The sequence below is a fragment of the Levilactobacillus andaensis genome (assembly GCF_016861695.1).
GTDB classification, from domain to species: domain Bacteria; phylum Bacillota; class Bacilli; order Lactobacillales; family Lactobacillaceae; genus Levilactobacillus; species Levilactobacillus andaensis.
Genome location: NZ_BOLP01000013.1, coordinates 1 through 23968, shown reverse-complemented (window position 1 = coordinate 23968; position 23968 = coordinate 1). Strand labels below are relative to the sequence as shown.

General features: G+C 52.2%; 23 protein-coding genes. 14 read left to right on the top strand and 9 right to left on the bottom strand.

Annotation, left to right across the window (positions count from 1 at the left end; genetic code table 11):
• Positions 1-8 precede the first annotated feature (8 nt).
• A complete protein-coding gene (locus JUF10_RS10020) occupies positions 9-710 on the bottom strand; it encodes an ABC transporter ATP-binding protein (protein WP_203642040.1) in 702 nt (233 codons plus the stop codon).
• Positions 711-959: 249 nt separating this feature from the next.
• On the opposite strand from JUF10_RS10020, the gene JUF10_RS10015 reads away from it, so the two are divergent.
• The 5 genes from JUF10_RS10015 to JUF10_RS09995 all read left to right on the top strand — a co-directional run bounded on the left by JUF10_RS10015 (position 960) and on the right by JUF10_RS09995 (position 6169).
• The gene (locus tag JUF10_RS10015) at positions 960-2615 is read left to right on the top strand and encodes an FAD-dependent oxidoreductase (RefSeq protein WP_203642039.1); all 1656 of its coding nucleotides are present in this window, start codon (positions 960-962) and stop codon (positions 2613-2615) included.
• A 227-nt stretch (positions 2616-2842) separates the two neighbouring features.
• Complete coding sequence (locus tag JUF10_RS10010; protein ID WP_203642038.1) at positions 2843-3688, top strand: aldo/keto reductase; 846 nt, start codon at positions 2843-2845, stop codon at positions 3686-3688.
• A gap of 19 nt (positions 3689-3707) precedes the next feature.
• Positions 3708-4715, top strand: coding sequence for an aldo/keto reductase (locus JUF10_RS10005; RefSeq protein ID WP_203642037.1), 1008 nt, complete (start codon positions 3708-3710; stop codon positions 4713-4715).
• 385 nt (positions 4716-5100) lie between these two features.
• Entirely contained in the window at positions 5101-5688 is a 588-nt protein-coding gene (locus JUF10_RS10000) for a sugar O-acetyltransferase (RefSeq protein WP_203642036.1), read from the top strand.
• Positions 5681-6169: a cyclophilin-like fold protein gene (locus JUF10_RS09995; protein WP_236008204.1), complete on the top strand. Its 489-nt coding sequence runs from the start codon at positions 5681-5683 to the stop codon at positions 6167-6169. Before JUF10_RS10000 ends, JUF10_RS09995 begins: the two co-directional genes overlap by 8 nt.
• Positions 6170-6373: 204 nt before the next feature.
• On the opposite strand, the gene JUF10_RS09990 is transcribed toward JUF10_RS09995, so the two are convergent.
• Entirely contained in the window at positions 6374-7255 is an 882-nt protein-coding gene (locus JUF10_RS09990; RefSeq protein ID WP_203642034.1) for a LysR family transcriptional regulator, read from the bottom strand.
• A gap of 117 nt (positions 7256-7372) precedes the next feature.
• On the opposite strand from JUF10_RS09990, the gene JUF10_RS09985 reads away from it, so the two are divergent.
• Entirely contained in the window at positions 7373-7750 is a 378-nt protein-coding gene (locus tag JUF10_RS09985; protein WP_203642033.1) for a DUF2255 family protein, read from the top strand.
• Between the two features lie 19 nt (positions 7751-7769).
• Positions 7770-8123 (top strand): MerR family transcriptional regulator, encoded by a 354-nt coding sequence (locus JUF10_RS09980; RefSeq protein ID WP_203642032.1) that lies wholly within the window; start codon positions 7770-7772, stop codon positions 8121-8123.
• A 126-nt stretch (positions 8124-8249) separates the two neighbouring features.
• On the opposite strand, the gene JUF10_RS09975 is transcribed toward JUF10_RS09980, so the two are convergent.
• The gene (locus JUF10_RS09975) at positions 8250-9401 is read right to left on the bottom strand and encodes a low temperature requirement protein A (RefSeq protein ID WP_203642031.1); all 1152 of its coding nucleotides are present in this window, start codon (positions 9399-9401) and stop codon (positions 8250-8252) included.
• Positions 9402-9759: 358 nt separating this feature from the next.
• Here JUF10_RS09975 and JUF10_RS09970 point away from each other — a divergent pair, with 358 nt between their 5' ends.
• Genes JUF10_RS09970 through JUF10_RS09960 form a run of 3 tightly spaced genes read left to right on the top strand, consistent with a single transcriptional unit; the run spans position 9760 to position 12318 of the window.
• Entirely contained in the window at positions 9760-10707 is a 948-nt protein-coding gene (locus JUF10_RS09970; RefSeq protein ID WP_203642030.1) for an aldo/keto reductase, read from the top strand.
• Positions 10708-10746: 39 nt separating this feature from the next.
• Entirely contained in the window at positions 10747-11388 is a 642-nt protein-coding gene (locus JUF10_RS09965) for an NAD(P)H-binding protein (RefSeq protein ID WP_203642029.1), read from the top strand.
• A 12-nt stretch (positions 11389-11400) separates the two neighbouring features.
• Complete coding sequence (locus JUF10_RS09960) at positions 11401-12318, top strand: amidohydrolase family protein (RefSeq protein WP_203642028.1); 918 nt, start codon at positions 11401-11403, stop codon at positions 12316-12318.
• Here the strand turns inward: JUF10_RS09960 and JUF10_RS09955 are convergent.
• Positions 12315-12596, bottom strand: a complete 282-nt coding sequence (locus JUF10_RS09955; RefSeq protein WP_203642027.1) for a type II toxin-antitoxin system Phd/YefM family antitoxin — start codon at positions 12594-12596, stop codon at positions 12315-12317. The genes JUF10_RS09960 and JUF10_RS09955 overlap by 4 nt on opposite strands.
• Before the next feature lie 96 nt (positions 12597-12692).
• On the opposite strand from JUF10_RS09955, the gene JUF10_RS09950 reads away from it, so the two are divergent.
• Both JUF10_RS09950 and JUF10_RS09945 read left to right on the top strand, forming a co-directional pair.
• On the top strand, positions 12693-13277 hold the full coding sequence (locus JUF10_RS09950; RefSeq protein ID WP_203642026.1) for a DapH/DapD/GlmU-related protein: 585 nt from the start codon (positions 12693-12695) through the stop codon (positions 13275-13277).
• Between the two features lie 15 nt (positions 13278-13292).
• Positions 13293-13964, top strand: coding sequence for a putative quinol monooxygenase (locus tag JUF10_RS09945; RefSeq protein WP_203642025.1), 672 nt, complete (start codon positions 13293-13295; stop codon positions 13962-13964).
• A gap of 152 nt (positions 13965-14116) precedes the next feature.
• On the opposite strand, the gene JUF10_RS09940 is transcribed toward JUF10_RS09945, so the two are convergent.
• Together JUF10_RS09940 and JUF10_RS09935 are read right to left on the bottom strand one after the other, a co-directional pair.
• Entirely contained in the window at positions 14117-15847 is a 1731-nt protein-coding gene (locus tag JUF10_RS09940; RefSeq protein WP_203642024.1) for a hypothetical protein, read from the bottom strand.
• Positions 15848-16228: 381 nt separating this feature from the next.
• Positions 16229-16762: a L,D-transpeptidase gene (locus JUF10_RS09935; RefSeq protein WP_203642023.1), complete on the bottom strand. Its 534-nt coding sequence runs from the start codon at positions 16760-16762 to the stop codon at positions 16229-16231.
• Positions 16763-17242: 480 nt separating this feature from the next.
• On the opposite strand from JUF10_RS09935, the gene JUF10_RS09930 reads away from it, so the two are divergent.
• Entirely contained in the window at positions 17243-18142 is a 900-nt protein-coding gene (locus JUF10_RS09930; protein ID WP_203642022.1) for a 3-hydroxyacyl-CoA dehydrogenase, read from the top strand.
• 55 nt (positions 18143-18197) lie between these two features.
• On the opposite strand, the gene JUF10_RS09925 is transcribed toward JUF10_RS09930, so the two are convergent.
• From JUF10_RS09925 to add, 3 genes are all read right to left on the bottom strand, one after another.
• The gene (locus JUF10_RS09925; protein ID WP_203642021.1) at positions 18198-19052 is read right to left on the bottom strand and encodes a polysaccharide deacetylase family protein; all 855 of its coding nucleotides are present in this window, start codon (positions 19050-19052) and stop codon (positions 18198-18200) included.
• Between the two features lie 54 nt (positions 19053-19106).
• Positions 19107-19934: a site-specific integrase gene (locus JUF10_RS09920; RefSeq protein WP_203642020.1), complete on the bottom strand. Its 828-nt coding sequence runs from the start codon at positions 19932-19934 to the stop codon at positions 19107-19109.
• A 261-nt stretch (positions 19935-20195) separates the two neighbouring features.
• Positions 20196-21233, bottom strand: coding sequence for an adenosine deaminase (gene add / locus JUF10_RS09915; RefSeq protein ID WP_203642019.1), 1038 nt, complete (start codon positions 21231-21233; stop codon positions 20196-20198).
• A 650-nt stretch (positions 21234-21883) separates the two neighbouring features.
• On the opposite strand from add, the gene JUF10_RS09910 reads away from it, so the two are divergent.
• Positions 21884-23827, top strand: a complete 1944-nt coding sequence (locus tag JUF10_RS09910; protein ID WP_203642018.1) for an acyltransferase family protein — start codon at positions 21884-21886, stop codon at positions 23825-23827.
• The last annotated feature ends 141 nt before the right edge of the window (positions 23828-23968 follow it).

The window sequence follows — 23968 nt, the reverse complement described above, 5'->3', positions numbered from 1 at the left end:
AGGGCCACCTACCATTCAATCTCAGAGATTGGCGTGGGTTGCGGATTCTGCTGAATCGACTGGACCCGGGCATCGTTGATATGGATAATCTGGTCGCCCATCTTGGCAATCGCGCCGTTGTGGGTCACGATGATGACGGTCATATTGGTTTGTCGCGCGCCGTCTTGAATGACCTGGAGAACCTGTTTTCCCGTTTGATAATCCAGCGCGCCGGTGGGTTCGTCGCACAACAGGAGCTTGGGGTTTTTCGCGATGGCTCTAGCAATGGCGACTCGCTGCTGTTCCCCACCGGAAAGTTGGGCTGGAAAGTTACCGGCACGCTGGTCCAAACCAACCAGCGCCAGGGTTTCGTCAACGTTGCGGGCATCGCTAGTAATTTGTGAGGCCAGCTCGACATTTTCCTTGGCGGTCAGGTTGGGGACCAAATTGTAAAATTGAAAGACGAAGCCGACATCTTGCCGTCGGTACGTGGTCAACTGCTTGGCATTGAGTTGGGCGATATCTTTGCCGTCAATCAAGACCTGACCGCTAGTGGGGCTGTCCATGCCGCCGAGAATATTGAGGAGGGTGGATTTTCCGGCACCACTGGGACCGAGAATTGTGATCACCTGTCCCTGCTCAACACTAAAAGAAATATCGTGATTGGCGATGGTTTCCTGATCACCTTGGACGAACTTGCGGGTTTCATTTTTAATTTCTATGTAAGCCATATGTGTGTGCTCCTGTTCTGTGGTGGGGCGGTCCGGTCAGCCCCAAGTATTACGTTAATTGTAGACGGCTGGGCGGGGAAACACAACGGAAACCGGTTACAGGATGATAGAAAACGGGCAACGGTGTGTTAGTTACGAAGTCCCCAGCTGGCCGATAAATTGATATTGCGAAAATAATAGGCGATGACCCCTAAAGATTGGTATACTAGCGGTATAAATACCCGTGGGGGCATATAGGAGGACGTCAAAATGAAGATTATCATTATTGGTGGTGTTGCCGGCGGGATGTCGGCTGCGACCCGCTTACGTCGATTGGATGAGCAGGCCGAAATCACCGTTTACGAAAAGGGACCGTACGTGTCGTTTGCGAACTGTGGCTTGCCGTTTCATCTCTCCGGTGAAATTGCCGATCGCGACGACTTGATCGTCCAGACGGCGGCCAAGTTACGACAACGATTTAACCTGAATGTTCAGCCAAATCACGAAGTTATCGCCATTCATCCGGTGGAGAAGACAGTAGACGTCCGCCATGCCGGTGAAATTTTGACGGATCATTACGACCGGTTGATTCTGGCACCCGGGTCGCGACCCATCGTGCCCGATTTACCGGGACTTGCAACGGCGGACTCTGTTTTTACGCTACATACGATTCCTGACCTCGACCGGATCATGGCAACGGTCAACGAAGCGCCGACCAAACGTGCGCTATTGGTCGGTGGTGGTTTTATTGGCCTAGAAGTTGCCGAAAGCTTGCGGCAACGCGGGTTGGCCGTGACCATCGTTGAACGAGCGGCACACCTGTTACCCCCATTGGATGAAGAAATGGCAGCGATGGTTCAAAACGAGTTAATCCGAAATGGCGTTCATATTTTGACCAAGCAATCAGTTAAGTCGTTTACCGATGACGGCCATGTAGCGGTGCTGACCGATGGCACGCGGATAGCCACCGACCTGACCATCTTGGCGGTCGGCGTGCGGCCAGCCAGTGAATTGGCCAAGGCGGCTGGCCTAAAGTTAGGCTGGCACGAGGGTATCGTAGTCGACAACCATTACCAGACCAGTGACCCGAATATCTATGCGGTGGGGGATGCCATTTTGGTTAAGCAACAATTAACCGGGCACCCCACGCTGATTCCGTTAGCATCGCCAGCCAATCGCCAAGGCCGCCAAGTTGCCGATAACGTGATGGGAATCGATCACCCTAACCGGGGCAGTTTGGGCACCGCGATTGTCCGAGCGTTCGGATTAACAGCGGCAATGACGGGCCTCAGTGAACAGCAAGTTCGCCAGGAGAAGCTAGCCTATCAGGTCGTTCACGTCCGGGGCCAGAATCACGCCAGCTATTTTCCAAATGGAACGCCGATGACCCTCAAGCTGATTTTTAACCCCAAAACGGGTCAACTTTACGGGGCACAGGGCGTCGGCGCTCAGGGCATCGACAAACGGATCGACGTGTTAGCGACCGCTATCAAGTGCGGCTTCACAATCGATGACCTGCCAGAATTGGAGTTGACCTACGCACCGCCGTTTGGGTCGGCCAAGGATCCCGTGAACATGCTGGGGTACGCGGCGGAAAATCTGGCGTTGGGCCTCAGCAAGTCCATTCAGTGGCACGAGTTGCCGGCAGCGTTGGCAGCGGGTAAACGCCTGCTGGACGTGCGCAATCCCGACGAGTTACGGGACGACGGCCACTTCCCAGATAGCCTGAACATTCCACTGGACCAATTGCGCGACCGCCTGAACGAGCTGGACCCACAGCAACCGTACGTGGTCAGCTGTTTTAGCGGTCAACGTAGCTACATCGCCGAACGAATCCTACGGCAGAACGGCTTTAACGTGGTAAATCTGGATGGCGCGTTTGCCCTCTATAGGGAAGTCCGACCACAAGCGTTGATTAAAGGCTAAGAGTAATGGCATCCCAAGAAAATAGGGGGTGCCATTTTTAGTCATCAGTCTGTGTAATGGTTGAAGCAATCCCAACAGTCGGCGAAATTCCTGGTAGTCGGCGTACGTCAGTTTTCGCCAATTTTTCATTTAGAATTTTTATTCAAAAAATTCAAGTTTTCCCCTTGCCTTCGTCCTACACGAAGGTATTATACTCAGAACCATAAGCACTTAAGGAGGATGAACACATGCCAACAATTACAGAGACGTTTGACTTAAATAACGGATTGAAAATGCCTAAGGTCGGGTTTGGGACCTGGCAGACGCGGCCTGGTAAGGAAACTTACGATGCCGTCAGCAATGCCTTAAAGGCGGGGTACCGTTTCATTGATACCGCTAAGGCGTACGAAAATGAACAGAGTGTCGGCGAAGCCATTGCCGCTAGCGATGTTGCCCGCGAAGACATCTTTGTGCAGACGAAGCTGCCTGCCGAATCCAAGACCTATGACGAAGCCATGGCTGATTTTGATAGCAGTTTGGCCGCATTAAACTTGGACTATGTTGATTCCTACATCATCCACGCGCCATGGCCTTGGGCACAAATGGGGTCCAACCATGACGCTGAAAACCGCGACGTTTGGCGGGCCATGCAAGATATTTACAAGAGTGGCCGGGCCAAAGCTGTTGGGGTATCTAACTTCAACTCGCATGACCTGGAGAACCTGTTGACTTGGGATGGTTTAACGGTCACACCCGCTGTCGACCAGATTCAGTACTACGTGGGTCACACGCAAGACTCCATCGTGAAGACGGCCGAAGCCAATAAAATTGTGGTCCAAGCCTACTCACCACTGGCAACCGGTGGCTTGGTCGACAGTCCTGAACTGGAACGGGTCGCGGGTAACTATGGCGTCTCCATTCCACAACTGGCTTTGCGTTTCGTGATTCAAAATGGCGTGGCACCGCTACCTAAGGCGCGGGCCATGGCCCATGTCGAAGCCAATGCCCAACTCGATTTTGAAATCAACGACAAGGACATGGCGTTCTTGAACCGTTTGAGTGACGCTAACGGTTGGCATCCAGTAGGCGATTAGAAAGGAAGCACCGAGTATTATGGATTACGTGAAATTAGGGCATACGGGATTAGACGTCTCGCGCCTGTGTCTAGGGACAATGGGATTTGGTAACGCGTCTACGGGGATGTTCCCCTGGGCCGTCGATGAAGAACACAGCGAACAGGTCATTCAAAAGGCTTTAGACCTGGGCATCAACTTCTTTGATACGGCCAACATTTATTCACACGGGGATAGCGAACGGTTCGTGGGCCAAGCGCTCAAGAAGTTCGCTAACCGGGATGAAATCGTGCTGGCCACCAAAGTGTTCTTTACGCCGAATGAAGCGCCCAACGTTGCCGGTCTCTCACGCAAGGCCATCTTTTCTCAAATCGACCAGAGCCTAAAGCGCCTGCAAACGGACTACGTTGACCTTTACATCATTCATCGGTGGGATTATACGACGCCAATCGAAGAAACGATGGAAGCCTTGAACGATGTCGTTAAGTCCGGTAAGGTTCGCTACATTGGGGCCTCCGCGATGTTTGCTTGGCAGTTTGAAAAGGCTCAAGCCGTTGCCGAAGCCCATGGTTGGACGAAGTTTGTCTCCATGCAGAATCATTTGAACCTGTTGTATCGGGAAGAAGAACGGGAAATGTTGCCGTTGTGTGCCGACCAAGGCATTGCGGTGACCCCTTACAGTCCGCTAGCTTCTGGTCGGTTGACCCGTGACTGGGCAGGCGAGACCAAACGTTATGCCACGGACAAGGTTGCCCGCTCTAAATATGATGACAGTAAGCAGTTAGACATGCCGATCATTCAGCGGGTCGGTGAAGTCGCCGACAAGTACGGTGTCGACCGTGTTCAGGTTGCGTTGGCCTGGCTACTGCAAAAGCAGACCGTGACGGCGCCAATCATTGGGGCCACCAAGATTTCTCATTTATTAGGTGCCGTGAAGGCGCTAGAGTTGACGCTCAGTCCTGAAGACGTTCAGTACCTAGAGGAACCCTATGTTCCACATGAACTGGTGGGGCCACTGGCATCGGATGACACGAATTTTCAACGTTAAAACTAGCAACAGGATTTAGTAACGAAGTCAAAACAATTCGAACTTACAAGTATTACCTATCAGAAAGAAGCTCAACCGACGATCCCCCGGTCTCGGTTGGGCTTTTTCGTGCATGTTGAAGGTTTGTTTGGTTTTAACCAAAGTGGTACTGCTCAATTGATCGCACTCCCTTGGAGACTCGCGATTTTCGAGACTTCAAGTTGTGTCCGCGCCGTTCCACCCCATATCTGGCGGCCGGTAAGGCGAAAGAGACGACTAGGTTGTCAAATTCAAGGCTCTCAGATTGATATGCTCAAAAGTTATACGAAGCAATTTAATTTAAGCATTTGATATATCTAACCAGCCTTCCTATACTGACAAGTATCAGAAAAAGGAGGCAACGACGATGACCGAACCAGCAATTTTTCAACGGGCCTTGTCCGGTAAGCCATTAGACTTCACCGGTGAGGACTTTCAAATCATTAATCAGACCGTGCAACGGACGCAGGAGTTGCTTAAAAAATTCAACCACATTGACCAGACCAACGAGCAGCGGCGTGCCACGCTCAGTCAAGTTGTGGGCTACAGTGTCCCCGAGTCGGCCGAGGTGAATGCGCCGGTGCATAGCGACTTTGGACCACACATTTTTATTGGTGAAAATGTCTACGTGAATCAGGGCGTGATGTTTGTGGATCTTGGCGGCATTTATTTGGCGGATGGCGCGTTGATTGGGCCTGGCGCCTCATTGATTACGGTCAATCACGTTGAAGACCCCGCGCATCGTCGTGATGTCTATGCCCGGTCGATCCACATTGAAAAGAATGCTTGGGTCGGCGCCAACGCCATGGTCCTGCCGGGAGTGACGGTTGGCGAAAATGCTATCATAGGGGCCGGCGCCATCGTGACCAAAGATGTGCCGGCCAACGTCATCGTTGTGGGGTCACCAGCTAAAGTCCTGCGGCGCGTGAAGGGGGCTCCTACGGGTGATGCTTAAAAATTTGAGCCTGGTTGCAGTGGCCATCTTAGGATTGACCGGCTGCGCCGCGCCGCAATCATCAGTGAAGGCCACAAAACCGACTGCTTCCGCGAGTTCTAAACGGTCTACCACGACCCGGGTTCAGGTGACCATTGCCGGCCATCATTTAACGGCGCAGTTGAATCGAAGTCGATCCGCACGCCAATTACGACAACGGCTGCCGGCAACGTTTCGCTTTAACGGCATGGGGGCGGGCGACCCCGAGAAGACGAGTGATTTGCGACACGCTTTACGTTACCAACAAACGCCAAGTGGCGCGAATCCACGACCGGGCGACATTGCCTATTGGTCGCCACAGCCACGGCTCGTTTTTTACTGGGGAGATGTCGACTACTATGAGGGTATCCACATCTTAGGTCACTTCGACCAGCGGCAACGAGCCATCAAGATTATCCGCCAGCAACAGCGGCCATTTACGGTCAAAATTTCAGCAGAATAGAGAAGATGGGCGCAAGGTGTCCCGAAATACAAAAAGGCCTGGGACGAAATCTCAGGCCTTTCGTGTTTCTAAATTTATATTGTCGAAACGTGCGCCAAAAGGCAGCTGGCTTCGCTTAAACCTGACAACCAAACAATCCAAGACCAGGATTATTCGGTTGTCAGCCTTAATGCTCACCAGCTAACCGCCTTCTGTCCCGCTCTTTTAATTTTCAGCAGGCGTTAACTCGGCTCGAATCTGTTCCAAGAGGGCTTGTGCGGCGGTGGACAGGCGTTGGCCCTTTAACCAGACCAGACTGGAGCCGGACGAGGTCCGCGGTTCGATCGGTACGAAGGCCAGATCGGATTGATTGGTGTTGATGATGCCATCCAACCCCAGCGCATTACCGACGCCGGCCGAGACCAGCAGCGACGCATTATACAGCAAATTGTAGGTCGCCGTGACTTCCAAGTCGTCCCATTCCAGGCCAAAGAGGGCGTGAATTCGGCGACTACCGCCCTGTTGCGGCAAAATCAATTTGGTATGGGCGACTTCCTCGAGACTCACCGTGGCCTGTTGCGCTAACGGTGAGCGGCTCTGGACCAGCAAGCCCCAGCGGCTCTCGCCGGGCAACCGTAAAAAGTCATAGTCGGCCTTGTCGGTGGGCTCCATGACGACGCCAAAGTCGAAGACACCCGAGCTCAACTGTTGGTGAATCTCACTGGCATCGGTGCTGACGAGGTTGATCTGCACGTGGGGATGTACTTGATTTAGGTGACCAATGGCTTGGGCCACGGTCAACATGCTGCGTGCCTCGGCACTCCCAACGAAGACGGACCCACTGACATCCTGTTCCTGGTGGATGTTGGCCATCGTTTTATCAGTCAAAGACAGAATCTGCTTCGCCTGATTGGCAAAATAGTCGCCGTCTGCCGTGAGCTGAATGGTGCGATTTCCCCGCTCAAAAAGCACGGTTCCCAGTTCGGCCTCCAGCTCTTTCAACTGACGGGAAACGGTGGGTTGCGAGACGTGGAGACGGTCCGACGCCTTGCTAATGTTTTTTTCCTGAACGACCATCAAAAAGTAACGCAATACCCGAAGTTCCATCGTCGCCATCTCCTATAGCTAATTTGTATACCATTTGATTTAATCTAAGCATTCGACATATCAAAAGTCAAGCCATAAGATGGGAATTGTAGATAACAGCAGAAAGGAAGAAATCACATGGAAAAGTGGACAGCGTCACGCCTCCAGGCCTTCGCCGTGGCTGATGACATGCGCATCTCACCATTTTACAGCGACGGCAAGACTTACGGCACGCCGACCTGGATCTGGTCCGTGGTCGTCGGTGACCACCTATATGTCCGCGCTTGGAACGGTCAGCGTTCGTCATGGTATCAATCGGCAGTCAACCAACGCGCCGGGCGAATCTACCTGAATGGCTGTAATTTCAAGGTTCACTTTAGCCCGGTTCAGGGGAATGTTGAATTGACAGTGAAGATCGACGCCGCCTATCGCCAAAAGTATGGGGCCAGCGCCTACGTCCAACCCATGCTCCAGGCGGGACCGCAATCGGCGACCGTCGAAATTTTACCAGCATAGAAAGTGAGGGGGAATCCAAATGAAAATCAATGAGGCCGCAAAACAGCTCCAAACCAGCGCATGGACGCTCCGTTATTACGAACAAGTCGGCATTATGGCGCCGGTCACGAGGATCAGTGGCATGCGCGATTACACGGCCGCAGATATTGCCCAGATCAAGGATATCTTGGATCTCCGTGACTGCGGCGTGACGATTGAGGAGATCAAACAACTTCAGGCGGAAAATTCAGTCACGGGCCAACGTCAGATTTTGACCACGCAAGCCGCCGAATTACGCAGCCAAATTGATCAGTTACAGGATTCCCTCGAACGTTTGGAAACAAAGATTACCCGGTTACCCGAGCAGGCATTGCAGGTGAGCGGAGAGGCATAACTAAAAATCGTCACGTCCTATTTAGCGGGCGTGGCGATTTTTAGTGTTTAGAGATTCTTCGTCTATATTTTCAACGGTTATTGTGGTCAAGTGCCATCTGGCGCCAATTTCAACTCACGCCAGCGCTTAATTCGTCACTGCCCAGTTCCAAACGCCGATGGCCAGCAGAATCACGTCGACCAGCAGGAGGCCAAGAAAGACTGGCGCCACCAGCATGATCAGGATACCGACGATCCCCAGCAACAGCCATTTGACCTTAGCTGCCGGGAGCGGCGTCACGTTGTACAGCTTAGGCGTCGTCAGGGCCAGCAAGGCACAGAGAATCAGCGCCGTCACGATGACTAAACCGCGGTAGTAGACCGGTTCGCCGGATTCCAACGTTTGGGCAATGAAGAACGACTGGAGCGTCAGACAGGCAATCAGAAAGCGGTGAACGCCACGGAACAGGGAAATCGGCCAGTAGCGGTGGGCTGTGACCTCCCGCTCGTCCATCAAGGTGTAGTAGATCATCCAGGTGCCGATGATACAGACCATGGCGATGACAAAGTGGGTGTAGTCGGCCAGATGCGTGTGTTCTTCGGCCATGTGCTCGATGATGCCAGCCAATGATTCACCCAGCACGATCATGGTGAAAAGGCCGTAGCGTTCCAGAATCGCCGAGTTAAGTTCAAAGGGAATTTGCCGTTGACGGAATTCTCGGTCGAAGTTGCTACTTTCGGCCATGACCGTACTGACAAAAATGAGGAGGCTGACGATGATCAAGCCCTGTTGGACGACCATATTGGACACGGCAATGCTACCAATGAACAGTGCTTCGCCAACGACATAAGCAATCAGGAAGGGCCGTGTCGTCGTGGCGTGTAGCGGGTCGGCAATCATCGTTCTTAAGTAGAGATACATGTAGATCAACTGATTAAAGGAATAAGCCAAGATGAAGCCGGTGTAGTGACCGGCGAAGACGTCCGGCGTAAAGGTCGCGGTCACGGCAATCGCGATGATTTGTAAAAGCGCGAAGAAGACATTCCGCAGATTATTTTTACCGTGCAGATCGAAGTAGAGCACCATGTTGGTCCAGGTGTTGAAGAAGAATAGGAAAAGCACCCAGAACGTGACGAACCCATACAGATTAAAGTGTTCCGAAAGGTTCTCCACGAAGCTGTGGATGATGACCACGTAGACCAGGTCTGAAAATAACTCTAGCCAGGAGATCTTCCGGTTTTCGATAGTGTTGGTGATGGTGCGGGGAGCACCCCACCAGGATTCCGGCTTATTACTCACGTGAATACCTCCGTCAGGTTTAGTTCTAAGACTGCCTCGAAAGGACTCAGGGGGTCGGTCGCCAGATGCTACGATACTGTGGTTGGCATGACACCTCAAAAGGTATTCATAGATTGAATAGCAAGCCATTAGAACTAAGTATTTTACATTATTATTGGTCACCGGTATGATAATGTCAATGAAATGATTCTTAAGGGAACCATTCAGTCTAACAAATGTCTAATTGAATCGTTGCGGGTCACAATAAATCGGGCGGTATTTATCGCGCGCGACCAAGGACGATTCAACTTTTAATGGTGACAATTAGGCCCGTCCGTGTGATGAACCGGCCGATTTGGACAATAAAGGAGCGCTAAAGATGACAACTCGTCATGAACCAAAGATTGCATTGGGAACCTGGGCCTGGGGCGATACCCCTACTGGTCAAGTGTTCGGAAATTATTTGACTGCCGCCGACCTGAAACCGGTCGTGGACGGTGCTATGGCCGCTGGATTAACGTTATGGGACACGGCTTACGCGTACGGTTCCGGCGAGTCCGAAAGTAAATTGGGTGCGCTGCTGAAGGACTATCCACGCGATAGCTACCAACTCTCCACGAAGTTTACGCCCCAGATGGCCGCGGGCGACAGTGATCACGAAGTCGCCGACATGCTGGCGGGCAGCTTGAAGCGCCTCAACACGGACTTCATCGATATCTACTGGATTCATAATCCGGCCGACGTTGAAAAATGGACGCCCCAACTGATTCCACTCGTGAAGAGCGGCAAAATCAAACGCGTCGGCGTGTCCAATCACAATTTGGCCCAGATCAAGCGGGCCAACGAGATTCTTGGGGAAGCGGGCATCCAAATTTCCGCCGTCCAAAATCACTTTAGCCTGTTGTACCGGTCATCCGAAGAAGCCGGCATCATCGACTACTGTCGCGAGCACGACATCACGTTCTTTGCCTACATGGTGCTGGAACAGGGCCTGTTGAGTGGCCGCTACGACGTGGACCATCCACTCCCAGCCGACAGCATGCGCGGGAACATTTACAACGCCGTTTTGCCTCAGGTCAGTGCGTTGACGGCTGGTTTACGCGAAATCGGTGCGACCCAGAACGCGTCCGCTGCCGAGGTGGCGACGGCCTATGCGATTGCCAAGGGCACCACACCGATTATCGGGGTGACCAAGGCTAAGTACATTCCGAGCGAAGCCAAGGCGATGGCGCTAAACTTGAGTGTAACGGATATTGCCAAATTGGAAGCTTTAGCCCAAGCCGCTAACGTTGATACCAAAGGGTCTTGGGAAGCACCCATGGACTAAGCTGTCTACGAAATAAACAAACTGGAGGAAAATTATATAATGACTAAAATTATGATTCTTGGTGCGCATGGCGCCATGGCCCGCATCTTAACGGACCGTTTATTAAACGAAACAGACGTAACGTTGACCTTATTTTTGCGGGATGCCGCGCGGTTGAGCCAATACGATGATAACGACCGGGTGACTCTGGTCGACGGCGACGTGCATGACACGGCGGTAGTTGCCAAGGCAATGACAGACGCCGATATCGTTTACTCTAACCTGGGTGGTCAGGACCTCGACGTCCAGACGCAGAGCGTGGTCGATGCCATGCACCAAACGGGCAAACAACGGTTCCTTTACATCAGCTCACTCGGCGCTCAGAACGAAGTTGGCGGTAAATTTGGCGAGTGGAATGAAGGCATGATTGGAGCTTATTTACCAGCTTTCCGCAGAACGGCAGACCTGGTTGCCAAGTCCGGATTGACGTACACCGAAATTCGGCCAGCCTGGTTGACGAACAACGACGAGGTCGACTACGAAACGTTGACGGTGGCTGAGGGCTTCAAGGGCACCGAGGTTTCTCGTCAGAGTGTGGCGGACTTTGCTTTCAACGTGATTCAGGCACCGGACACCTTCCAAAATGCCAGTGTTGGTTTGGACAAGCCCGGGACTGCTGGCGACCAACCTAGCTGGTTCTAAGGGGGCGACACGATGACCGTTATTGATGTCTTTGCGCATGTGTTACCACCGAAATTTTTAGCCCGGATGGACGCCATTCATCCGGATATTTTGGCAAATTTTCCGTACATGAAAAATCAGCTGTTAACGGACGTGGCACAACACCGCGCATCGTTACCGGCTGATCATCAACAGATTATTTCGGCGGTTAATTTGAACCCCGAAGATTTTGTGGACCCAGAACAAGCGGCCGACCTTTGCCGCGCCGCCAACGATGAAATTGCGGCCACGGTTCGTGCCAACCGCGATATTTTCCCAGCCGGCGTGGCGATGTTGCCCATGAACAACGTGCCCGCCGCGTTAGCAATCATCGACGAACAGGTTGCCGGCAGCGATGTCTTGGTCGGGGTGCAACTCTTCACGCAGGCCATGGGGGAACCCATCACGGCTGCGGCGTACGAACCGATTTTTGCCAAGATGGCGGCAATCAACGCGCCCATCTGGCTCCATCCCGTGTTTGACATGCGCAAGCCGGATAACAACCTGACCTTTAGCTGGGAATACGAGCTGACGCAAGCCATGTATGGCATTGTGGCGGCCCACTATTTCCGCAAGTATCCGGGATTAAAGGTCATCGTCCATCACGCCGGGGCCATGGTGCCGTACTTTAGTCAACGCATCAAGTACATTCAACCCGCGGAAGACTACGCGGACTTTCAGAAATTTTACGTGGATACGGCTATCTTAGGCAATCCGTTGGCCTTGGACCTCGCCGCCGATTTCTTCGGTAGTGACCACGTCTTATTCGGAACCGACTCACCATTCGGCATTCCACCGGTTGGGCCAACGGCAGTGATTGAACAGGCCGTGAATGACATGACGGTGACGACGGAACAGAAACAGGCTATTTTTAGCGGCAACTGGCAACGATTGTTGGCGAGCCTGGGCTAATTCTGAGCGTGTAAGTGAGCCGATTCGGCTGGCGTTAAGGTGTGTGTTTGCCCGCGGTCAGCTTGGGCTAGGGACTGTTCTAAATCTTGGCGATTGGCGTCAGTGCTCAGTAGGTGAACGGTTTCTTGCCAGGAGTTGAATTCGGCCTCACTCATGATGACGACATTCTTATTGTCGGGTCTGCGGACAATAATGTGGTCGTTATGGGCGACGATGTTATCGGTCAGCGCGTTTAAATTTTTCTGAGCATTATTAAGATCAGTGGTGAATACGGACATGACGGTCTTCCTTTCAATTTTAAACTATCTGTTCGCAGTATAGCATGACTGGCGGGAAGTGGCCGAAAATAGCGATAAAGGAGCGTGTTAAAGCGAATGATGACGGAACACGAAAAATTATTGGCGGGTCAGGATTACGATTACCGGGACCTGGAGCTGCAAAAGATGATTGCACAGGGTAAAAAATGGCTAGCGGTGATCAATACGACACAGGATGTTGAGCAGCGTTCCGCGGCGATTCGGCAGCTATTCGGTCATGTCGGTCAGCGTCTGACCATCAATGGGACGTTTAGCGCCGTCTATGGTGCCCACATTGAGGTCGGTGACGATGTCTTTATCAACGGCAACTGTACGTTTCAGGACTCCAACCGAATTACGCTGGGTAACCGCGTCATCATTGCCCCCGATGTGAAATTATACTGTGGCGCGCACTCACTGGACGCGACCCAACGGTTTGGCACGCGGCCGGATGGCAGTCACTACCTGATTACCACGACCAAACCCATCTCCATTGGGGATGACGTCTGGATCGGCGGCAACGTGACTATCATTGGTGGCGTCCACATTGGGAGTAACGTCGTGGTTGGTGCTGGTGCGGTCGTGACCAAGGATGTTCCTGATAATACGGTCGTTGCGGGTGTGCCGGCACGGGTCATCAAGCCGTTGGCACCGCTAGCTTAAGAGAGGGTGGCTATGATGGATTCAAAACAAAGTGGGCCACTCTTTCGGCTGTTCAAGTTGAAAATTGCTGCTGACCAACGCGCTGATTTTCTCGCGGCCGGCCGTCAGAACCTATTGACGTCGATTGTTGATGAACCCGGGACACTTGCCATGTACGCCACACATGCGGATGAGGCGGGGACGGAAAACCGCGTCGTCGAAGTCTATCGCGATGCGCCGAGCTATGACGTACACGCGCACTCACCGCAGTTCGCGGCGTTCAGGACGGTCGCCAAACAGGCTGTCGTGCAGCAGGAAGTGGTGAGTTTAACGCCGGTCTTACTGCTGGAACAACCGCAACCCCTGCAGGTCAGCACAAACGTCAACCAAGTCGTGCGATTGCTGGAAGTGACTGTTAAGTCGGGACAGGCAGCGGCCTATCGGCAAGTCCTCCTGCGTACCATGCAAGACGTTTTGGCGACGGAGCCGGGGACATTGACACTGAAGATTGGCTACGTGACCTCCGCGCCGCAGAAATGGGTCATCTTCGCGGTCTTTCAGGATGTAGCGGCCGAACAGAAGCACAGTCAGTCGGCGGCCTTCAAGCAGTATCAGGCTGACAGTCAGCCACTGGTTTCTCAAGTTACGTCAACGCGGTTATTTAGTGACACGCTGGTTCAACAGGGTGGCTTGGTGTTTAAGGGTTAAATCTATAATTAATGGGGCATCACCTGAGTTGAGTGGGTGGTGCCTTTTTTTAGTAAAAAAATGACACTTTCCAGTAAGCGGAGAGTGTCATTTCAGTTGAGAGATGAAAATTATTCGATTAGCAATCGATTGGATTGAGTGTACGCCGCGGTTTACTTAAACGATTCATTCGTAAACGACTGAACAGCACCAGTCTTGGCCTGCTTATTCACGTTGGCGGTCATTTTAACCTTGTCGCCAGACTCTAGGAGCGCGGCCTTTGGGTAGTCGCCGGTGCCGACTGACCAGAGCACATCGTTGTCCTTTAAGGCAAAGAGAACGCTTTGGGTACTCCCGTTAGGAACGATGGCGACTCGGGAAACGGTCCCACTGACCTTGGTCAGCTTCGTTGCTGTTGAACTAGCCGTGGAGCCAGCCGCTGCGAGTTGGACTCGGTATTGGTCGAGGGCTTGAGCAGCCGTTGTGGCGTAAGCCTTAACACTTTGGTCGGCGGCTTTGATGTAGGCGTAGCTCCGGAAAGCACCGGTGGAATCAAGCAGGGAAACGACCCAGGTCGGCGTGCCATCGATGTTGTACATGATGGGCATCGTCGCTGACCATTTCTGCGCGACGTATTCCTTTTCGGCGATCTTCTTGGCACCATCACTGTCCATGACCCCAATGTTCTTACCGGTGTAGTAGGTCAGGGTTCCCGTCCGGGCGTTGATCATGGAGTAACCCATGGTCGAATCAGCACTGGTCTTGGGTGACGTGAAGTCGTTAAAGTAGGAAATATTGCCATGTTTATCGGCGACTGGTGTGACGCCGTCTTCGGTTCCGTTACTGTTAGGCAACTTAACGCCGGTCTTGTTGAAGTAGGCGTTGAAGAAGCCATTGCCGTAACGACCGAAGATCTCGTTCATTTCGGCGGCGGTCGATGAGGCGATTGATTCATTGATAAACGCTGGTGCGCCGGCGGCCGTGTAGAGCTTGGTAGCCCCAGTCTTGGCGTTCAGCACAACCACGTGTAGGCTGCGGTAATTGATTCGTTTGGAGACGCCGCGGGCCTTGTAGACCGTTTGAATAAAGTAGGGTTCGCCTTGATCGTTGACTTCCAGTTGTGGCTGACCTTCTTGAACCCAGCTGGGGAAGCGGTTATAAATGACCCGTTGAGCGTCGTCAAAGAGGTAGGCACTCGGCGTATATTTCATGGATTGTTTGACGAAGTGCGGTTCCGCATTGACGTTCGTGGCGTCAATGATGAAGTAGCCGGGCGTATTGCGGGCCCGTTGCCAACGCCAGAAACCATCGAATTCGACGGGGGCGATGTAGACGGTCTTGCCCTTAACGACCTGCGTTTGGAGCGCACCTAATTTGTAGTAAGACGTGTTTGGCACGGTACTCATGGCCTTGTTCATCTTGTTCCGAACAGTTTCAGGCGCAATGGCGATGGGCGTTGCGGACTTGTCCAATAGTGGAGCAGTCTTGACCGTCTTGACCTTTAGGGAGTCATAGACGGCTTTGACGCCGAATCGGGTCTGCAACGATCCGAAGAGACCGAGCACGACCAGGATAGCCAGTACCCAGGCCGCAATCTTTGAGCCAAAGTTTAGGCGTGGCAGGTTAAAATTAAAGGGTGAGTTCGACTTGCGCTCGACTTCGACCTTGGCCTTGGGGCTACTTGCAAGTAGTAGCGGCAAGTAAAAAACGCCATAGATGATATTCATCGTAATCAGGCTGTAGAGGGCTTTGCTGGGCAGACTGACGAAGTCAATGACCAGTGCCACCAAATAGAAAATGACGTAGGTACCGACCAGTAATTGCCAGCGAGTGGGCCGCTGGATGCAAGCTAGGATGGTCATTCCCAGTGCGGTTAAGGTTCCGAATAGCGCAACTAAAAGCATAGATTTCTAAACTCCTTTTATGTAAAAACAGTGACAACTATGTGGGGGACTAGTGAGCTGGTATTCAGCCACGTGTCAACTAGTCAGCGTCTGGTTAGAAACGGTTGCTTTCTCTAGTTTACCCTAGTTAGACGTGAGGGGATAGGGGAACACGACAAATGATAAAACGTGATGGTGACGATAAGCAAAGGGTCTGAGACATAAGTCTCAGACCCTTTGTGCGCTCCGAACGTATATTGCGGAAACGTGCGCCAAAAGGCAGTCAACTCCGTTTAACCCCGATAGACAAACAATCCAAAACCGGGATTATTCGTCTATCGACGTTAATGCTCATTGACTAACCGCCTTCTGCCCCACTCTCTCTATATGCGAAATTAATATTTAGTGAATTTTGACGGTCATGCTATAGGGAACGTGACTGTAAATCCAGTGGGCATCGGCAACACTGAGGCGCACGCAGCCGTGACTGGCGCGCTTGCCTAGTTTATGGGCTTCACTAACGATGTATTTGCCCTTGGCGTTGACCGGGACTGAGTGGAAAAGATAAGCGCCGGAACCCTTGAATGAGGTCCAATAGTAGGCGCCCTCCTTGACCGTAGCGTTGTAGAAATGCTTGCCCCGGTTCTGAATGTGGAAGATTCCCTTAGGGGTTGGCGCGGTCTTAATCCCAGTTGAGCAGACCATGGTGTAGAGGGATTTCTTACCATTCATGAGATAGACGCGCTGCTTGGCAACGGAGACTTTTATGTAAGCGTGCTTGTACTTCTTTAAGTTAGGATAGGCTTTCTTTTGTGAGGGGCGCTTCCAAGTGGCGGTCGCATTGGCCGTGATGGTCGTGGGGATGGTCAGTGCCAGACCGCCAGCAAGCCCCAGAATAACAAGCAATGATGCTAAGTAGAATTTTACAGTTTTCAAGTGAGTCTTCCTCCTTGTGTTCTAATTTCCATTTTAGCATTATTCGGCTATCTCGAATTAAGAATCAGCGGCATGACCACAAAGACAACACGAAAAAGGACCAGTGCCCACGCAGCACCAGTCCACTTCAATTTCAAATTTAACCCTTAAACATAAAGATTCCCCGGACAATTTCCGCGCCAATTAAAATCAACATGAACGACCAGGTGGCTAGCGTTGCGATGCTCCCCATTTGAAAGACCTCCTTGTGACCGTTTTAACTATCTCTATTGTACGGCGAAGGCTGATTTGAAGCAATAGGAACCGCTTACAAAATGTTTGACCACCAAAAGGATAAGTCAAGTCGTAACCATTCCGACTTAATCTTTGTGTCACTCAATTAACATAGGCAGTTGGATTCGTTCACTTGTCAAACGTTTTTCGCTAAACTCGGGGCAGAGTTTAGGTGTGACGTTAGGCGCTTTGAAAGGAGTGTTCATGATGAGTATTAAACGAGTCGTGGTTGTTGGTGGGGGCACGTTGGGCAGTCAAATTGCTTATCAAACGGCATTTAAAGGATTCACTGTCACCATCTATGACATCAATGCTGATGCGATTGCGGCGGCCAGAAAGCGGGTGGCAACGTGGGATAAGGCGTATGCCCACGATGTCCAGGCAACGGCAGCTGCGATTGACGCCACGCATGAGCGGCTAAGCTATAGCACGACCTTGGCGGACGCCGTGGCCGATGCAGATTTGGTCATCGAAGCGGTGCCCGAAGTCGTTGCCATCAAGCAGAGCCTCTATGAGCAGCTGGCGAAGGTCGCCCCCGAGAAGACGATTTTTACCACGAACACCTCGTCGTTTTTACCCAGTCAGTTCGCAGATGCGACGGGCCGGCCACAGAAATTTTTGGCTCTGCACTTTGTCAATCACGTGTGGAAAAATAATATGGCGGAAATCATGGGGCATGCGGGCACTGATCCCGAGGTCTACGCGAAAATTGTGGACTTTGCGAAAAAGATCGGCATGATCACGGTTGAACTCAAAAAGGAACAACCGGCCTACGTGTTGAACACGTTACTGATTCCGTTCGTGGGGGCCGCGCTGGTCTTATGGGCCAAGGACGTTGCCGACGTGGAGACCATTGACCGGACCTGGATGCTGTCGACCAAAGCACCAATCGGTCCATTTGGCATGCTGGATGTCGTTGGTCTGCGCACGGCGTACAACATCTTTACAGAAGTTGGTGCGACACCGGGCCATGCCGACCTGGCTGCCGCCGCGGAGAAGATGAAGACGGAGCTGCTGGACCAAGGGGAAATTGGTGTCGAGACAGGACATGGATTTTACGATTACCCAGAGCCAGCGTTCCAGCGGCAAGGGTTCGTGCTTGGATAGTGACCATGACAGACAACGAGGGACTGCGATGAAAATCGCGGTCCCTCGTTATGTTTTAGCTATTCGTAACATTAACCACGCTAGCAAATGCCGCCAGACTCATTCCCGGCGCAATGCGTAACCGTTCCAAGCTGTAGCGACCCTGACTCAACTGGGCAACACCTTCACGCGTGGTCAGCGCTAGTGTGTACCCGGTCTGTTTCGCTAATTGCCGGGTCGTGGCGTCGTTGCGGCCGGCGGGATAACATAACAGGCGCGTGTCCTGGTCGAATTTCGTATCCAGCCAAGTCTTGGAGTCGGCCAGTTCCACGCGTTGTTGCTTTGCGGAGAGGGTCGTCAGGTCGAGGTGGCGGGTCGTGTGACTGGCAAAGTCCACGCGGCCGGTATCACGCATTCGCCGCATGGCGGCCAGCGACAGGTGATTACGTTTGGTGGTAAAGCCCGTGATGGCGTTGATGGTCACGTGCTGGTGGTTTCGCCGCAGAATCGGCAAAATTTTCAAGTTGTCGCGGTAGGCATCATCCAGCGTGACCCAGACGACTTTCTTTTGCGGCACCGTATTCGTCGTCAGTGCGCGAATCGCTTCGGCCGTGGTCAGCGTTCGGTAGTGGTGTTGCTTCAGGTAGGCCATTTCGCGGTCAAATTGCTCCAAGGGCACGCGAAGCTGATTGCCGGTCGAGATGCTATGATACATCAAGATTGGGAGCTTCAACGGGTGCTTGAGCTTGGTCCACGGTTTTTCGGCTAGCGTGGTCGTCGCAGAGCCCGACTGACTAGGTTGTGCGACGTGGTTGGTCGTTGCCGGGGCCGTCTGGACGCGACTTGGTCGGCTTTGTGTCCACACCACTGCGCCCGTGATCAGCGCAATCAACAACAGACAGCTCCCCCAGAGCCGCCATTTTTTGAGCATGATAATCCCCCCAATAGACTATTTTTACCTATTAGTATAGGGGATTAAGCGGATTTAGTCCGCTCGTTGCGCTAGGCGGCGGTAATAATCGATAGAGTCAGGCTCCAAATGAAGGGCCGCGATGACCTCTCTGTCGGTCTTTTGCGGGTGTCGGCGGAGATAGTTAACTAAATAACCTTGGTACAAAACGGTCGGACTCAATGCGAATTCCACGATGGCTTCATCGGGTTTCAAATACTTGTGGAGTCCGGGCAGCGTTAGATGCGGATCGGCGGCCGCCCGCTGTTTTAAGAACCAATCGCCACATTGAAAACGGTCCTGCAAGGGGGTGATGAACGCACGGAACTCAGTGAGAAACGTTTGGGCGTCCGCGGACCAAGTCGTGGTGGTTAATTTAGCCGTGAAATCGGGCCGGAGGAAGACCTGCACGGGATACCCCTGCGAAATGAGTAGGAGGGTCAGTCGCGTATAGTAGTGCAGTCGTGGATTGGTCAGCAGGTCGCTCAAGTGGTCGACCCAGCGATAGTTGATGGGCTGGGCGGCCTGCTTAGGCTTACTCTTCAGGTCCAACGTGGGCAGGTAGGGCGTCCAATTGTGAGAAAAGAGGAACTTGAAGTAGATGTTCAGGTGCGACAGAATTTTATTATAAGTCTGATTTTGAATCTGGCGCGAGTCGACCAGCATGGCCATGTACTGCTGCACATCGGCCGTTTGAAGCTGATTGACGCGGTGATCCCGTTGGTAGGTCGGGTTAAAGTTCTCAAGGTACTTGAAAAAGTCCTTGAGGGTAGCCGTGTATTCGTCACGCGTGGCGGCGGCCATACTGCGGTCAGCCAACTGGCGGTTAAAGGCGTCCTGATAGGGATAGTCGAGTTGGGTCATGAGGGGTCCTCCTTTCTGATTGAATGAGTAGCTTCATTATAACAAATATTCTGTGAGGAATTGGATAGGCAGGCTACCTGAGCCCGGTCATCTTACCGGAAAGTTGTGTGGATGCCAGTAGAATCGTCATTAGCAGGCGAAATCCCTGGCAACCGCAGTGCGATCAGCGCACACTAATTGAATGGGACAAAACAAAAGGATAGCCGCCAAAAGCAACTATCCTCCAAATCAATACTAAGTTAAGTAATCAGGTCCACCAACCTAGGCAGTGGCTTCACTGGCGGCATGAACCTTTTCGCGCAATTTAGCTTTAGCCGCATCATCAATGAAGGCACCATCGATAGCGTTTAAAGTGAGCTGTTCCATCAGCGACCAGTTCAAACCGAACTTTTCGTGCAACGTGACAAATTCATCCGTCAACGTCACGTTGGACACGGTCCGGTCGTCGGTATTGATGGTCACCTTCAGGCCCGCACTGAGAAATTCGGACAGCGGGAAGTTTTCGTAGCCGTCCACGGCCTTGGTCTGAACGTTGCTAGTTGGGCACATTTCGATGGTGGCACCGGCGCGCTTGGCCTGTTGAATGGTGGCCGGGAAGCCGCTCATGTGCACGCCATGGCCGATTCGTTTGGCCCCCATGGTCAGGGAAACGGCCACGTTGTCCACGGGACCGGCCTCACCAGCGTGCAGGGTAAATGGCAATCCGGTGGCGAGGCCCGCCTTGACCGCCTCAGACAACTCGAGGGCGGGGTGGTTAAACTCGTCGCCGGCAAAGTCTAGGCCCACGACACCCTGGTCGGCAAATTCGGCGGCCGTCTGGAAGACCTCGATACATTCGTCTACGGGACGGTCACGCATGGCACAGACGATGGCGTTAACGGGGATACCAAAGTGCTTGGTTCCTTCATGCAGGCCCTCCAGCGTGGCGGCCAGAGCTTCCTTGATCGACAGGCCTTTTTCGGTAAAGATTGCTGGCGCAAAGCGAGTTTCTAAGTAAATGATGCCATCTTCAGCGGCGGTCTGGACCATGTCATAGCCGGCGATGCGAAGCTGTTCCGGCGTTTGCATCAGGTCGGTCACCACTTGGAATCGTTTTAAGTAATCAATCAGGCTGACGGTGTCGAGCGGGGCCGTGACCAGCTGGCGCAAGTCGGCGTCGTCGGCCGGCAATGTCGCACCAGTAACGGCCGCCATTTTGCGCAGGGCGGCCAGTGAGATGGACCCGTCCAAGTGACAGTGTAATTCAACCTTGGGATATTGACGAACTGCGGTTTCGGTAAAAGGTTTAACTTGGGACATTGCTGAACTCCTCCTTCACTAACTTCCTTACAGTATACCATGAAAGCGTTTGCCATCTAGTCTTAAAATACTAAATTAACCAACCGGATTTGCTGAAAAAAAGACTTTAGGTTGACGTCATTTGGCGCAGTGAGCGGCGTAGTTGGCAACGGATTTCGCACTTTCCGTTTATAAATGTTAGTTAAACTAATTAATCCCATTCAACAAAATATTTTATTTAGTTGAAATCCCTTACAATACCGGTAAAATAGCGACGACTGATTTAACAGTCTGATTTCAAATTTTACAAATGAGAAATTTAAGTGAAAAACGTTGTTTCGCGGGGCTAAACATTATATGATAAGTCTAATCATCAGGTCGTTTACACTGCGATGGGTGAAGATTTCAAGTCGCCACGGGATTAAAGTTGCGCGGTGTTTTCTATGGCAGGTGGATTAACATAGTGAATGTCAAGGCCACCAACTATCAGTTGCCTGTGATTTATTAAAAATTAATGTTAAATCGAGTCGGCAGGTGTCGACTGTCTAAACCAATACTTAAAGCGATGAGCTAATGAATCAGCATAACCTAAGTAACTAGGCGTACAACCGTCGGGGGAGTATCACCAGTTAGCATCGTTACTGGTCTTTTAAAGAGAAGGAGCAATTCATATGAATCAATCTAACACGCGGCTTACGCGGACACTGTTACGTAACCAGCGCGCGGGGAAACGGCGGTACATCAGCGGATTCGACGGAATTCGGACGTTGGCCGTTTTAGGGGTCATCATTTACCACTTGGCGCCGTCAACGCTACAGGGGGGCTATCTGGGGGTTCCAATTTTCTTCGTTGTTTCTGGGTACCTGATCACCTATCTCTTGATTCAAGAGTGGGATACTAATAATTCAATTGACGTTCTTGGCTTCTATGGGCGACGGCTGAAACGACTATATCCAGCCCTGGTCACCATGTTGCTGGGAACGACCGCCTATATCACATTGTTCCAGCGCGATTTATTGGTCAATATTCGTTCAACGGTGATGACCAACCTGATTTACGGCTATAACTGGTTTGAAATCAATCACGGCCAGTCGTACTTCAACCGTTTCAGCGGGGAGTCGCCGTTTACCCACCTCTGGTCGTTGTCGATCGAAGGCCAATTCTACTTGGTCTGGCCAGTCGTCGTCATTTTACTGCTATTATTTATTCGTAAACGGTCACGAATTTTGACCATTCTATTAACGGTCGCCGTTCTGTCGGCGCTGGGAATGGCCTTAATGTATGACCCTGCCAACACCAATCGGGTCTACTACGGGACCGACACGCGGATGTTTGCGATTTTGCTGGGTGCCAGCATGGCGTTCGTTTGGCCGGCGCATAAGCTCAATGCTAACGTATCGCGCGCCCATCGCCTAACGTTAGATGCGGTGGGAATCGTGTCCTTACTGCTACTGATTCACATGTTCTTTACCATGAATGGGCAGGCAGCCAGCACGTATCGCGGCGGCATGTTCTGGTTCACGGCGCTGTCTGCGGTCTTGGTCGGCACGGTCGCCCATCCGGGGAGTGATATGAACCGGATCCTAACCAACCGGGCCTTTACCTATATTGGCAAACGGAGCTATGGCATCTACCTGTACCAGTTTCCAGTCATGATTTTCTATGAATCACGCGTCAATATTGGGAACCATCCACTGTTGAACTCGTTAGTGGAAGTGGCCCTGATCATGTTGGTCACGGAAGCCAGTTACCGCTGGATCGAAAATCCAATGCGGCACTACCACTATGGTCAGTTGACCAACGACGTGGTGCGTTACCTGCATCAACCGCGGGCCCATCGTTTGGCCAACACATTGGGTGTCGTTGCGGCATTGCTGTTCGGTTTAACCGCCGTGGGCTTTGTCCAACAACCAGCTGCTGCGAAACCAACCGCCTTACAAAAGACGATTACGGCCCGTTCAGCCGCAACGAAGAAGAAAAACGAAGCCGCGGTTAAGAAACAAAAGGCCTTAGCCAAGGCAGCCTCACAGAAAAAACAAAAGCACGATAAAGCGGTGGCCTTTTCCAAGATGTCTAAGGCTGACCAGAAGACGGCGAAGTTCTACTTCTTGACTGCTGATGAACTGCAGTCAAGCAAGCAAACGGCGTTGACGGCCATCGGGGATTCCGTGTTGTTGGATGACTCCGGTGACTTGCAGGATGTCTTCCCTGGTGCCATCGTCAATGGGGCCGTTGGGCGGCAAGCGGCGGATGTTCCTGGCGTTATTTCCAGCATGGCCCAACGCGGGCAGTTGGCGAAAAACGTTCTGATCAACATTGGGACCAACGGCTACATCACGCCGGCCCAGTCCGATCAGATCATTCATGCCATCGGTTCGGACCACCAGATTTTCTGGGTCACGGCCCACGTGCCAACGCGTGAATGGCAAAACTCCGTCAACAACCGGATTCAAAAGACGGCGGACAAGTACAAGAACGTTCACGTCATCGACTGGTATACGACGGCGAAGGACCATTCTGGCTGGTTTGTGGACGATCACGTTCACCCGAACAATACCGGGAACCAGTACTTTACGTCGCTGATTGCGAAAACCATTGCGAAGGTCAACGGCTAGTTTTGGGCGTCACCTTTACCAACGGTCGCGAACAGGTTGCCAGCGTACCGGTAATATAACAAAAGGCTCTTTGTCAACGGGTGTTGATGAGGGGAATTTGAGAGGTTCAATTCATTTTCGAATTGGGCCTCTTTTTTGAAC